This is a genomic window from uncultured Cedecea sp. (genome assembly GCF_947498825.1).
GTDB lineage: Bacteria > Pseudomonadota > Gammaproteobacteria > Enterobacterales > Enterobacteriaceae > JGM124.
In genome coordinates this window covers 55,285-68,639 of sequence record NZ_CANMLV010000021.1, presented here as the reverse complement: position 1 = coordinate 68,639, position 13,355 = coordinate 55,285, and the positions used below count along the sequence as shown (strand labels likewise).

The following is a 13,355-nucleotide window of genomic DNA, read 5'->3' as shown; positions in this document are numbered from 1 at the left end:
TAATATTGAGTTATATACCTGGAATTTTTAAGGTTATTTTCAGTCAGTTTCAACGGTAATCCAGAGTTATATCGCTCCCCGGAGATTATCAGCGTGAAGAGCTGTCGCTTATTTAGCTTATTGCCAGATACCGGCCTCATAGTAAAAGGTAATTAGCGACATTAATAAATAGTATTGAAAGTTATATATTAGTAAAACATAAGTTTCCATGAGCGTGCTTTTGTAAAGAGTTCTGAGGCGTGAAATCGTTCAGATGAATTGCCCGCCATGATAGCGTATCTAAACATACCACTAAATAGTTAGTTTTCTGGCTGTCCCGTTTCTGAAATGAAGCCATTTTTTATTTATCGGGAGTGGAGTGGCGCTTTATGGCATTTTCTGACCTTTCTTGAGTTAAAAATGAGCCACGAGAAAAAATTGTGACCTTGGGAACGATTCAATACCGCTTAGCGGTTGTTGTATTGTCATGAGGAATAGTTTGCTGGTTAATATGCCGCCATATTTTGACGTGTCTGGATATAACTGTCTTATCGCTAGCCTTATCATTAGCCTGACAGACAGGGGCCATACCTGAACTGTGGCAGGAATATTTTAACTGGAGAGTGATAATAATCACAATTACCCTGGTAATGGAGCGGGGAGAGGGAGGCTGTCAGTACGGACTTTTGGATAAAAGACAGCATGCAGTATCGCTGAAGGGTAATAAATATTACGTATTGTTTTTTATCTTAGTATTATTATTTCGTTACCGGGGTGACTGAACGATGGGAGGAAAACCGTAACGCGCATCAAGGGCGGTATTGGAACAGATATATCTGAAAATGAAAAATCCCGCCGGGGCGGGATTTTAATAAGCAGCACTTAGGATATTAGAGCAGGAAATCATCCAGTGATTTGCCTTGCTCATCCATTGCTTTCTTGATGACAGCAGGAGTACGACCCTGGCCGGTCCAGGTTTTGGTTTCGCCGTTTTCATCGACATACTGGTATTTAGCTGGGCGGGCAGCGCGCTTGCCTTTACCAGCAGTTTTAACCGCAGCCATGCTGTTCAGTAATTCGTTCGGGTCAATGCCATCAGCAATCAGCATTTCACGGTATTGTTGTAATTTACGAGTACGCTCTTCAATTTCAGCTGCTGCAGCGTTTTCTTCTTCACGACGCTCATTAACAACAACTTCTAATTTCTCCAGCATTTCTTCCAGAGTTTCAAGAGTGCATTCTCTTGCTTGTGCACGCAGTGTACGGATGTTGTTCAGAATTTTAAGTGCTTCGCTCATTTTAGTTATCTCAAGATCATTTATTGGGGTTTGTTGGGGTAATAATAGATCCTTAATTTCCGTTCTGCAATAGAAAATAATGGTGTTGGATAAAAATAAATAGATATATACGCAAATTTAAATGTCGATAACTTAAATTTCCGGAGGCCTTTCTGAATCGGTCAGCCGGGAGAATGCATTTTTTTACCATTGTGGCTTTGATTCTCAGGGTTTGCCATGCAACTCAAATTAGCATTCAGTGATAAATATAATACGGTACTATTATAGAAACGGGGAGCCGGAAACCGATTGCAAATGAAAAGAATTCCACTAATTCATCATGCTAAGGCCTCAAATTAAAGCCTTTTTTTAGTTGTTGTTACAATTAAACATATTTATTGGCGTTGTATAAAAAACCGGATAACCCTGATTTATATATCAGCGTATGTTAACTGAGAGTTATCCAATACCGATGATGCTCAGGAGCCCGCTTAAAACGCTCTTCAGTGATATCGTAAATCGATGGGTATCACTTCGGTTAACTCAGCGGCCGTAAGCAACACACGTTATTTTGGCGATAAATGCTGTGATACAATCTGACAAAGAAATTTCCATTTGGACTCAGGTGAAAGGCATAATGGCACAACTCTATTTTTACTACTCGGCAATGAATGCCGGTAAATCGACGGCACTATTGCAATCCTCCTACAATTATCAGGAAAGAGGGATGCGGACGCTAGTTTATACTGCCGAGATCGATAACCGTTTTGGTATCGGTAAAGTCAGTTCACGTATTGGTCTTGCTTCACCGGCTAAACTTTACCACCAGGCAACAAACTTATATGAAGAGATCCGCGCTGAACATTTATCTGCGCCTTTGCACTGTGTATTAGTCGACGAAAGTCAATTTTTGACCCGCGAGCAAGTTTACGCTTTATCTGATGTTGTTGATGAATTATCTATTCCCGTTTTATGTTATGGACTGCGGACAGATTTCCGTGGTGAGCTATTTACTGGCAGTCACTATCTGTTAGCACTTTCTGATAAATTAGTTGAACTGAAAACCATTTGTTTCTGTGGCCGTAAAGCGGGGATGGTATTAAGGCTGGATAGCGAAGGGCGGCCTTATAATGAAGGCGAACAGGTAGTTATCGGCGGTAACGAACGTTATGTCTCGGTATGTCGTAAACATTATAAGGATGCCTTGGTCAAGGGGTCCCTGCGCGATATACAAATTGAAGTGAGTCGTAAAGGTGAATGAGACCGGAATTATTTGCTGACCTTCTTATTTTCTCCTTATTGTATGTATGAGGCTGCCTGTACCATCAGGTACGGCTGTATGACGTTTACGTGGGGATTTCTTTGGGGAGAGGGGGCAAGCATACCAGAGGCCTTCTGATGGTCTCAGATTAGATGCTGCTAAGGATATTTGTGGCATATGCCCGTCTTTCAGGTCGCTCGGGTATTGCTGGTGGAGTGTGCTGCTGAATTACCTCGTTTATCTATGCTTGTCGATGACCTGAAATTATCGCCTGTAAACAACGCTCATTATTCAGAGCATAAACGGCAGCTGCCTGACAGCCAATGTTATTGAAGCAATGTGTTATCCCTCTTTGACGAGCGAACTGAAGAACGGCTAAATCTGCACCAGAGAGCGTTTAACAGGAAGCCAGCATCTGTTTTGCGAAAGCCATAAACAATAAACCCCGAATATCCTGAAGGATATTCGGGGTTGTCACTATGATGGCGATTGTGGCATCGCCATCGCTTTTAATCAGACATTATTTTTTTGCTTTTCTTTCTGCTTTAGGCGCTGGAGCGGCTTCTTTGACCTCTTCAACACCTTCAACAAAAGCACGTCCGTAGTAGGTATCCAACAGAATCTGTTTCAGTTCAGAGATCAGTGGGTAACGTGGGTTTGCACCAGTACACTGATCATCGAATGCATCTTCAGACAATTTATCTACATGTGCCAGGAAATCAGCTTCCTGAACACCGGCTTCGCGAATAGACTTTGGAATACCCAGTTCAGCTTTAATTTCATCCAGCCAGACCAGCAGTTTTTCAATTTTCACTGCGGTTTTATCACCGACAGCTGTCAGACCCAAGTGATCGGCGATTTCAGAGTAACGACGACGGGCTTGCGGGCGGTCGTACTGACTGAAAGCAGTCTGTTTAGTTGGGTTGTCATTCGCGTTATAGCGGATAACGTTGGAGATAAGCAGGGCGTTTGCCAGACCATGAGGAATATGGAACTGTGAACCCAGTTTGTGTGCCATTGAGTGACATACCCCTAAGAAGGCGTTAGCAAACGCAATCCCGGCGATAGTCGCTGCACTGTGAACACGTTCACGTGCAACAGGATCTTTAGCGCCAAACTTATAAGAGTTAGGCAGGTTTTCTTTGAGCAGTTTCAGCGCTTGCAGTGCCTGACCATCAGAGAATTCACTTGCCAGTACAGAAACATAAGCTTCCAGGGCATGAGTGACAGCATCCAGACCACCGAAGGCACACAGGGATTTCGGCATATCCATCACCAGGTTAGCATCAACAATCGCCATGTCCGGTGTTAATGCATAGTCCGCCAGTGGATATTTTTGTCCAGTTGCATCGTCGGTAACAACGGCAAACGGTGTCACTTCTGAACCGGTACCTGAGGTAGTGGTAACAGCAATCATCTTAGCTTTAACGCCCATTTTCGGGAATTTATGGATACGTTTACGGATATCCATAAAGCGCAGTGCTAAGTCTTCAAAGTGGGTTTCTGGGTGTTCATACATGACCCACATGATTTTAGCTGCATCCATCGGTGAACCGCCGCCCAGTGCGATAATCACATCTGGTTTAAATGAATGTGCTAATTCAGCGCCTTTACGAACGACAGTTAGCGTTGGGTCAGCTTCCACTTCGAAGAAGACTTCAGTTTCAACACCAGCCGCTTTTAAGACAGAGGTGATTTGGTCAGCATAACCGTTATTAAATAAGAAACGGTCGGTAACAATCAGTGCTCGTTTGTGGCCGTCAGTAACCACTTCGTCCAGCGCGATTGGCAGCGAACCACGGCGGAAGTAAATTGATTTCGGAAGTTTATGCCACAGCATATTCTCTGCTCTCTTAGCCACTGTTTTTTTGTTGATCAGGTGTTTTGGACCGACGTTCTCAGAGATGGAGTTACCGCCCCAAGAACCACAACCCAGTGTCAGAGAAGGAGCCAGTTTGAAGTTATACAGGTCACCGATACCACCCTGAGAAGCCGGGGTGTTAATCAGAATACGCGCAGTCTTCATTTTGTCGCCAAAGAACTTCACGCGCTCAGGTTGGTTATCCTGATCGGTATACAAGCAAGAGGTATGACCGATACCACCCATCTCAACCAGTTTTTCCGCTTTAACAACGGCATCATCGAAATTTTTCGCACGATACATGGCCAGTGTTGGCGACAGTTTCTCATGGGCAAAAGGTTCAGACTCATCAACGTCAGTGACTTCGCCAATCAAAATTTTGGTATTTGCCGGTACGCTAAAACCTGCCAGTTCAGCAATTTTGGGTGCAGGTTGTCCTACGATAGCAGCATTCAATGCGCCATTTTTCAGAATGATATCCTGAACGGCTTTCAGCTCTTTACCTTGCAGTAAATAACCGCCATGTTCTTCAAAACGTTTACGCACTGCTGCATAGACTTCATCGACCACAATAACCGACTGTTCAGAAGCACAGATAACGCCGTTATCGAAGGTTTTTGACATCAGAATAGAGGCCACAGCACGTTTGATATCAGCAGTTTCGTCAACCACGACTGGGGTATTACCTGCACCTACGCCGATTGCTGGTTTACCAGAGCTGTATGCCGCTTTTACCATGCCTGGACCACCGGTTGCCAGAATCATATTGATATCCGGGTGATGCATCAGGGCATTAGAGAGTTCAACGGAAGGTTGGTCGATCCAACCAATCAGGTCTTTTGGTGCACCCGCAGAGATAGCAGCCTGCAGTACGATATCGGCGGCTTTATTGGTCGCGTCTTTAGCACGTGGGTGTGGGGAGAAAATGATGGCGTTACGGGTTTTAAGACTGATTAAAGATTTAAAAATAGCGGTAGAAGTCGGGTTGGTGGTTGGAACAATCCCGCAAATGATGCCGATAGGTTCAGCGATAGTAATGGTACCGAAGGTGTCATCTTCAGACAGAACACCACAGGTTTTTTCATCTTTATAGGCGTTATAAATATATTCTGAAGCAAAGTGGTTTTTAATTACCTTGTCTTCCACAATACCCATACCCGACTCAGCAACAGCAAGTTTTGCCAGTGGGATACGCGCATCCGCTGCGGCCAGTGCAGCTGCTCGAAAAATTTTATCAACTTGTTCTTGAGTGAAATTGGCATATTCACGCTGAGCTTTCTTCACGCGCTCTACAAGGGCGTTCAGTTCCGCGATATTAGTAACAGCCATAATGCTCTCCTGATTTTGTTAAACTTTTTTAGTCAATAAGCAGTGCAAACCGAAAGTATAGTCAGCAAACAAAGATAATGTGTTAATAAAAAAATGTTAATGAAATTTTATTAAATATTCTGCGTATTTACTAAAAAAGCTTGATTCAGTTTATCCGGATACTCACTCTGTTATTATCTTTTACCTGTTACCAAGACTAGCGGCTTTTTGAAACATATTATGTGATCTGCGTCACATAAACTCATTGCTGACACCATTCAGCAGTCATTATCCAGGTCTTTGAAAAGACATAGAAAAAAGGTTACAGCCTGATTAACTTTTTACGGTAAAAATTTAACTGGGTGGCAACAAATTTATCCTATCTGCTCATAATTTGCATGATCCTGGTTTTATATTATTAAGGATATAGCCGCGATGGGGGTTTTCTATTACATTACGCTGGTCTTTACAGCCATTTTCACTTTGTGGAGTTACGTGTGACAGAATCTTTTTTAGATCTTTCCACTTATTTTAAATTTTTTATCGGGTTGTTTGCTTTGGTCAACCCGGTAGGTATTATTCCGGTTTTTATCAGTATGACCTGCTACCAGACGGCAGCTGCCAGAAATAAAACCAATCTTACCGCCAATCTTTCGGTGGCAATAATACTCTGGACCTCGTTATTCCTCGGCAACGGTATTCTGCAAATTTTTGGTATCTCAATCGATTCTTTCCGAATTGCGGGTGGTATCCTGGTCGTGACCATTGCAATGTCAATGATCAGCGGTAAATTGGGAGAAGATAAACAGAACAAGCAGGAGAAGTCAGAAAGCGTCATTCGTGACAGTGTTGGGGTTGTCCCTCTTGCTTTACCTTTAATGGCAGGTCCAGGGGCGATTAGCTCAACGATTGTCTGGGGAGTGCGTTATAACAACTGGTGGCATTTGCTGGGCTTTACTTTGGCGATTGCTCTTTTTGCTTTTAGTTGTTGGATGCTATTCCGTATCGCACCCTGGCTGGTACGCATGTTAGGGCAGACCGGAATCAACGTCATCACCCGAATCATGGGCTTACTACTGATGTCTCTGGGCATTGAATTTATTGTGACTGGGGTAAAATCGATTTTCCCGGGACTGGTAGGGTGATTTAACGGCGAGAAGCCGATTATCCTGCCATATATTTATATCCGACAACTGTCTTCGGGCAGTGACCGGATGTAAATAGTTTCAAGCTGAAATGATATAAGTGATTCATCTGTTATAACGACACAATATGCTAAAAAATAACCATTTCGAGAAATTCACTGATATTAACCTGTGCAATCATGTTACTTTTTTTACATTAAAAAATATTGGTTATCATATTGATTTTAAATGATATTTAATTTTATTTGTCGTTTGGAATCCATTCTTACAAGAAAAATAAAGAGAATTACTTAACAAATCTGCAAATTGTATTGGCGGCAGCGCGACGCTTTTGATACTTTTCGTGCAAAATAATTCTCTCCGAAATGATTAGTTTCCAGATGAGAATGATATCGCAGACGATTATCGGTCTATGGAATAGTCTATTTATTACCCGCGACCACGCAATCGATGGGTAGCAGCGAATTGACGATGAGGTCGTCATAAGAACGACCCGGAAATAAAGTCGATGATAGCAAGCAGTACCGGCAAGTTTATCTCTACCAGGAGCAACTTCCTGTGTAAGGTCAAGCCGAATAGGTAACAACAAGTTGACGAATTGATCGACAATTATAATGAGTGGGGTATCAACAAGATGACAATCATTTCCAAAAGAAGCTTAATTGCAGTGAGCATTTTGAGTGCGCTAATTACTGGCAATGTAGCGATAGCTGCCGACGTTCCGGCAGGTGTCACTCTGGCTGAAAAACAGACCCTGGTACGTAACAATGGATCTGAAGTTCAGTCTCTTGACCCGCATAAAATTGAAGGTGTGCCGGAGTCTAATGTTAGCCGCGATATTTTTGAAGGTTTAGTTCTCAGTGGTCTGGATGGAAAGCCTGTTCCTGGTGTCGCTGAAACATGGGAAAACAAAGACGGTAAAGTGTGGACTTTCCATCTGCGTAAAGATGCTAAATGGTCTGATGGCCAGCCTGTTACCGCGAATGATTTTGTCTATAGCTGGCGTCGCCTCGCCGATCCGAATACTGCTTCGCCGTATTCCAGTTATTTACAATACGGCCATCTTGCGAATATCGATGATATTATCGCCGGTAAAAAACCGACTACCGACCTTGGTGTAAAAGCGCTGGATGACCATACTCTTGAAGTGACGTTGGATGAGCCAGTACCGTATTTCTATAAGCTCCTCGTTCACCCGTCAATGTCCCCGGTACCGCAACGTGCCGTTGAGAAATACAATGAAAAATGGACGCAGCCGGGTAATATTATCACCAACGGTGCTTATAAATTAAAAGACTGGGTTGTTAACGAGCGTATCGTACTGGATCGTAACCCGGAGTACTGGGATAACGCTAAGACAGTGATTAACCAGGTGACTTATCTGCCTATCGCTTCAGAAGTGACAGACGTTAACCGTTACCGCAGCGGCGAAATCGACATGACCTATAACAACATGCCGATTGAATTGTTCCAGAAGCTGAAGAAAGAAATTCCTGAAGAAGTGCGCGTGTCTCCTTATCTGTGCACCTACTACTATGAAGTCAACAATGCCAGAGCACCGTTTACCGACCCGCGTGTTCGTACCGCACTGAAACTGGCAATGGATCGCGACATCATTGTTAACAAAGTTAAAAACCAAGGTGACTTACCGGCCTACGGCTTCACCCCGCCTTATATCGATGGCGCTACGCTGACTGAGCCAGAATGGTTCGGCTGGACGCAAGAAAAACGTAACGAAGAAGCGAAAAAATTGCTGGCTGAAGCGGGTTACACTAAAGACAAACCGCTGACTTTCAATCTTCTCTATAACACCTCTGACCTGCATAAAAAGCTGGCCATTGCTGCATCCGCTATCTGGAAGAAAAACTTAGGGGTGGATGTGAAGCTTGAAAACCAGGAATGGAAAACCTTCCTGTCCTCTCGTCGTGAAGGCAACTATGACGTTGCTCGTGCGGGATGGTGCGCTGACTACAATGAGCCAACCTCGTTCTTGAATGCGCTGAAATCTGATAGCTCCAATAACTTTACCGGTTATAAGAGTGCGGAATTCGATAAACTCGTTGAAGAGGCTCTGGCTGCAACGTCAGAAGAGCAACGTTCAGACTTCTATAATAAAGCCGAACAGCAAGCGGACAAAGATTCAGCCATTGTTCCGGTATTCTATTATGTAAATGCCCGCCTGGTGAAACCTTGGGTCGGGGGTTACACAGGTCAAGATCCACAGGATAATGTTTACGTGAAGGATCTGTACATTATCAAACATTAATGGCAAATCGTGGGGAAGTCTGCTGCGTATTCAGACGCGGAAATTCAGACTTCCCCATCGTGTCTTATTTACATCGCACTATAAAGGCACAGGCCAGAAGGTACGGGCAATGTTAAAATTTATTCTACGTCGTTGTTTGGAAGCGATTCCGACGCTTTTTATTCTTATTACTATTTCCTTCTTTATGATGCGCCTGGCACCCGGAAGTCCATTTACCGGAGAGCGCGCGTTGCCGCCAGAAGTACTGGCGAATATTGAAGCGAAATACCATTTAAATGACCCAGTCTATCTCCAATATTTCAGTTATTTAAAACAGCTGGGACACGGTGATTTTGGGCCATCATTTAAATATAAAGACTATTCAGTTAATGATTTGGTTGCTGCGAGCTTCCCGGTTTCTGCGAAACTAGGGTTGGCGGCATTCTTAATGGCTATCGTGCTTGGCGTTTCAGCCGGTGTGGTGGCTGCGTTAAAACAAAACACCAAGTGGGATTTTACCGTGATGGGATTTGCCATGACGGGGGTGGTTATTCCCAGTTTTGTTGTCGCGCCTCTCTTGGTTCTGATATTTGCGATTGACCTGAAGTGGCTCCCCGGCGGCGGCTGGAACGGAGGGGCGACGAAATATATCATTCTGCCGATGACTGCACTGTCACTGGCTTATATCGCCAGTATTGCGCGTATCATGCGCGGTTCAATGATAGAAGTGCTGCACTCGAATTTCATTCGTACGGCAAAAGCGAAAGGCTTGCCTATGCGCCGTATTATTCTGCGCCATGCACTGAAACCAGCCTTGTTGCCCGTTCTCTCTTATTTAGGTCCTGCATTTGTCGGTATTATTACTGGTTCTATGGTTATTGAAACCATCTTTGGTTTGCCTGGTATCGGCCAGCTGTTTGTTAACGGTGCGCTAAACCGTGATTATTCACTGGTTTTAAGTCTGACTATTTTGGTCGGTGCGCTGACGATTCTGTTTAATGCCATCGTCGATGTGTTATACGCCGTTATCGATCCGAAAATTCGATACTAATGCTGGAGTGGTAATCATGTTAACCAAGAAAAATACCGAAGCAGTCGGTAACTTCAGTGAACAGCTGGAGATAGAGGGACGCAGTCTCTGGCAGGATGCCCGCCGTCGTTTTATCCATAACCGAGCAGCCGTAACCAGTTTAGTGATTTTATTCCTTATCGCGCTGTTTGTTACCGTTGCCCCGATGCTGTCCGAATTTACCTATTTTGACGCTGACTTTGGCATGATGTCTGCTGCACCAGAAATGGAGAGCGGTCACTATTTTGGCACTGACTCATCGGGCCGCGACTTGCTGGTTCGTGTGGCTATTGGTGGGCGTATCTCTCTGATGGTCGGTGTTGCCGCAGCGTTAGTGGCGGTACTGGTCGGTACCCTCTACGGCTCCCTTGCCGGTTATATGGGCGGGAAAACCGATTCGGTGATGATGCGTTTGCTGGAAATACTCAACTCTTTTCCATTTATGTTCTTCGTTATCCTGTTGGTAACCTTCTTTGGGCAAAATATTCTGCTGATATTTGTCGCGATAGGCATGGTTTCCTGGCTGGATATGGCGCGTATTGTTCGTGGTCAGACCCTGAGCCTTAAGCGTAAAGAGTTTATCGAAGCGGCTCAGGTGGGTGGTGTTTCCACTCTGAAGATTGTCGTGCGTCATATCGTTCCTAACGTACTGGGTGTCGTGGTGGTTTACGCTTCTCTGCTGGTGCCCAGTATGATCCTGTTTGAATCTTTCCTGAGCTTCCTGGGTCTGGGAACGCAGGAGCCGCTCAGTAGCTGGGGAGCCTTACTTAGCGATGGTGCAAACTCGATGGAAGTGTCCCCATGGTTACTGCTGTTCCCAGCCAGTTTCCTCGTTGTGACACTGTTTTGTTTCAACTTTATCGGCGATGGCTTGCGTGATGCCCTCGACCCGAAAGACAGATAAGGAGGTCCGCTATGAGCATGACGAATACCTCAGCGAAGACCACTTTGCTTAATCAAAAAGATGTATTACTGGATGTGAAAGATCTCCGCGTCAGTTTTTCTACCCCTGACGGTGATGTCACAGCTGTTAATAATTTGAATTTCAGTCTGTCGGCTGGCGAAACGCTTGGTATTGTTGGCGAATCTGGTTCCGGTAAGTCACAAACAGCTTTTGCGCTGATGGGATTATTAGCCGCGAATGGAAAAGTGGGTGGTTCGGCTAAATTTAATGGCAGTGAACTGCTTAATATCCCAGAGAGCGAGCTAAACCGCCTGCGCGCGGAACAGATAGCGATGATTTTCCAGGATCCTATGACGTCGTTGAACCCTTATATGCGGGTTGGCGAACAGTTGATGGAAGTCCTGATACTGCATAAAAAAATGAGTAAGGCGCAAGCATTTGAAGAATCGCTGCAAATGCTTGACGCGGTGAAAATGCCAGAAGCTCGTAAGCGTATGTCAATGTATCCGCATGAGTTTTCAGGCGGTATGCGTCAGCGTGTCATGATAGCCATGGCGTTATTATGCCGACCAAAACTCCTGATTGCGGATGAACCGACAACTGCGCTGGACGTGACCGTTCAGGCACAGATTATGACGCTATTGAATGAGCTTAAACGCGAATTTAATACCTCTATTATTATGATTACTCATGATTTAGGTGTCGTCGCGGGTATCTGCGATAAAGTTCTGGTGATGTATGCCGGACGTACCATGGAATATGGTAGTGCGCGAGAGGTGTTTTATAACCCTGTGCATCCTTATTCTATAGGCCTGTTAAATGCCGTCCCCCGTCTTGATACGGAAGGTGAACTGCTGCAGACCATTCCTGGTAACCCGCCCAATTTATTACGTTTACCTTCGGGTTGTCCTTTCCAGCCTCGTTGTCCTTATGCGATGGAAAAATGTAGCACCGCTCCACCATTAGAACAGTTTGGTGAAGGCCGTTTGCGTTCCTGCTTTAGAGCCGTGGAGGAGTTAGCATGAGTACCGTCGCGGAAGAAAGAAAAGTTCTTTTGGAAGTCAAAGACTTAAAAGTTCACTTTACCATCAAAGATGGCAAGCAGTGGTTCTGGAAACCAGCCAAAACGCTGAAAGCGGTTGATGGTGTATCACTGCGACTGTACGAAGGTGAAACTCTGGGCGTAGTAGGGGAGTCGGGTTGTGGTAAATCGACCTTTGCCCGCGCGATAATCGGTCTGGTAAAAGCCACTGAAGGGCGCGTTGCCTGGCTGGGTAAAGATTTACTGGGAATGAATCCCGAACAGTGGCGCGAAGTTCGCAGTGATATTCAGATGATCTTCCAGGATCCGCTGGCATCGCTAAACCCGCGTATGAATATTGGCGATATTATTGCCGAACCTCTGCTGACTTATCATCCGCAAATGCCGCGCAAGGAAGTTCAGGAGCGGGTTAAAGCAATGATGATGAAAGTGGGCCTGCTGCCTAATTTAATTAACCGCTATCCCCATGAGTTTTCGGGCGGACAGTGTCAGCGTATCGGTATTGCCCGCGCGCTGATTCTTGAACCGAAACTGATTATCTGCGACGAGCCGGTCTCAGCTCTGGATGTGTCGATTCAGGCCCAGGTGGTTAACTTATTACAGCAGCTGCAACGCGAAATGGGGTTATCGCTAATCTTTATTGCGCACGATCTCGCGGTAGTTAAACACATTTCCGATCGTGTTCTGGTGATGTATTTGGGACATGCAGTGGAGTTAGGGACGTATGATCAGGTCTATCGCAGTCCTCTTCATCCTTATACTAAAGCCTTGATGTCAGCGGTACCTATCCCGGATCCTGATTTAGAGAAAAATAAGGTTATCCAGTTGCTGGAGGGTGAGTTGCCTTCACCGATTAACCCACCTTCAGGATGTGTCTTCCGTACCCGCTGTCCGATTGCCGGACCTGAGTGCGCCGTTACCCGTCCTGTGCTGGAAGGCAGTTTCCGTCATGCAGTTTCTTGTCTGAAGGTTGATCCGTTATAGTTTTCCTGACGGAAAGTGCGGTCTTATAGTAGGGGAGATAGGTTAAGTTATCTGCCAGACAATCAAACCCTTGTCTCAGTTGCACCGAGGCAAGGGTTTTTTCATAACGGGAAACTTATTTAACCCATAGGATCACAACACCAGACAGAAACCAGTCTTACCCGAAAGCGCATAAGCCGTTCGTTAATAATTACTACCAATCCATTGTTTTTCAGCGTTTAATAACCCTCACGTCGATTCCGTTTACTGGTCTTCTCTGGCTGGATATGACGGCCAGTCT

Annotated in this window: 9 protein-coding genes; 7 read left to right on the top strand and 2 right to left on the bottom strand. The window is 45.0% G+C overall.

Annotation, left to right across the window (positions count from 1 at the left end; all coding sequences use genetic code 11):
- Positions 1 to 869: 869 nt before the first annotated feature.
- Positions 870 to 1,277 carry a histone-like nucleoid-structuring protein H-NS gene (hns, locus tag Q1A40_RS18295; RefSeq protein WP_300003053.1) on the bottom strand — a complete coding sequence of 136 codons (408 nt, stop codon included), beginning with the start codon at positions 1,275 to 1,277 and terminating at the stop codon, positions 870 to 872.
- Positions 1,278 to 1,893: 616 nt separating this feature from the next.
- Between hns and tdk the strand changes: the two genes are divergently transcribed.
- The gene (tdk, locus tag Q1A40_RS18290; protein ID WP_300003050.1) at positions 1,894 to 2,517 is read left to right on the top strand and encodes a thymidine kinase; all 624 of its coding nucleotides are present in this window, start codon (positions 1,894 to 1,896) and stop codon (positions 2,515 to 2,517) included.
- Between the two features lie 520 nt (positions 2,518 to 3,037).
- Here the strand turns inward: tdk and adhE are convergent.
- Positions 3,038 to 5,707: a bifunctional acetaldehyde-CoA/alcohol dehydrogenase gene (adhE, locus tag Q1A40_RS18285; RefSeq protein WP_300003048.1), complete on the bottom strand. Its 2,670-nt coding sequence runs from the start codon at positions 5,705 to 5,707 to the stop codon at positions 3,038 to 3,040.
- Between the two features lie 476 nt (positions 5,708 to 6,183).
- Here adhE and Q1A40_RS18280 point away from each other — a divergent pair, with 476 nt between their 5' ends.
- The 6 genes from Q1A40_RS18280 to oppF all read left to right on the top strand — a co-directional run bounded on the left by Q1A40_RS18280 (position 6,184) and on the right by oppF (position 13,075).
- Positions 6,184 to 6,831, top strand: coding sequence for a YchE family NAAT transporter (locus Q1A40_RS18280; RefSeq protein WP_300003045.1), 648 nt, complete (start codon positions 6,184 to 6,186; stop codon positions 6,829 to 6,831).
- A 634-nt stretch (positions 6,832 to 7,465) separates the two neighbouring features.
- Entirely contained in the window at positions 7,466 to 9,097 is a 1,632-nt protein-coding gene (oppA, locus tag Q1A40_RS18275) for an oligopeptide ABC transporter substrate-binding protein OppA (RefSeq protein WP_300003042.1), read from the top strand.
- A gap of 109 nt (positions 9,098 to 9,206) precedes the next feature.
- Positions 9,207 to 10,127 carry an oligopeptide ABC transporter permease OppB gene (gene oppB / locus Q1A40_RS18270; protein ID WP_300003040.1) on the top strand — a complete coding sequence of 307 codons (921 nt, stop codon included), beginning with the start codon at positions 9,207 to 9,209 and terminating at the stop codon, positions 10,125 to 10,127.
- A 13-nt stretch (positions 10,128 to 10,140) separates the two neighbouring features.
- On the top strand, positions 10,141 to 11,049 hold the full coding sequence (gene oppC, locus Q1A40_RS18265) for an oligopeptide ABC transporter permease OppC (RefSeq protein ID WP_300003119.1): 909 nt from the start codon (positions 10,141 to 10,143) through the stop codon (positions 11,047 to 11,049).
- Between the two features lie 11 nt (positions 11,050 to 11,060).
- Positions 11,061 to 12,074 (top strand): ABC transporter ATP-binding protein, encoded by a 1,014-nt coding sequence (locus tag Q1A40_RS18260; protein ID WP_300003038.1) that lies wholly within the window; start codon positions 11,061 to 11,063, stop codon positions 12,072 to 12,074.
- Positions 12,071 to 13,075: a murein tripeptide/oligopeptide ABC transporter ATP binding protein OppF gene (gene oppF, locus Q1A40_RS18255; RefSeq protein ID WP_300003036.1), complete on the top strand. Its 1,005-nt coding sequence runs from the start codon at positions 12,071 to 12,073 to the stop codon at positions 13,073 to 13,075. The genes Q1A40_RS18260 and oppF overlap by 4 nt, the downstream gene beginning before the upstream one ends.
- The last annotated feature ends 280 nt before the right edge of the window (positions 13,076 to 13,355 follow it).

Excerpts from the sequence above, each read along its gene's own strand:
- hns (WP_300003053.1), bottom strand. The coding sequence starts at position 1,277 with ATGAGCGAAGCACTTAAAATTCTGAACAACATCCGTACACTGCGTGCA.
- tdk (WP_300003050.1), top strand. The coding sequence starts at position 1,894 with ATGGCACAACTCTATTTTTACTACTCGGCAATGAATGCCGGTAAATCG.
- adhE (WP_300003048.1), bottom strand. The coding sequence starts at position 5,707 with ATGGCTGTTACTAATATCGCGGAACTGAACGCCCTTGTAGAGCGCGTG.
- oppA (WP_300003042.1), top strand. The coding sequence starts at position 7,466 with ATGACAATCATTTCCAAAAGAAGCTTAATTGCAGTGAGCATTTTGAGT.
- oppB (WP_300003040.1), top strand. The coding sequence starts at position 9,207 with ATGTTAAAATTTATTCTACGTCGTTGTTTGGAAGCGATTCCGACGCTT.
- Q1A40_RS18260 (WP_300003038.1), top strand. The coding sequence starts at position 11,061 with ATGAGCATGACGAATACCTCAGCGAAGACCACTTTGCTTAATCAAAAA.
- oppF (WP_300003036.1), top strand. The coding sequence starts at position 12,071 with ATGAGTACCGTCGCGGAAGAAAGAAAAGTTCTTTTGGAAGTCAAAGAC.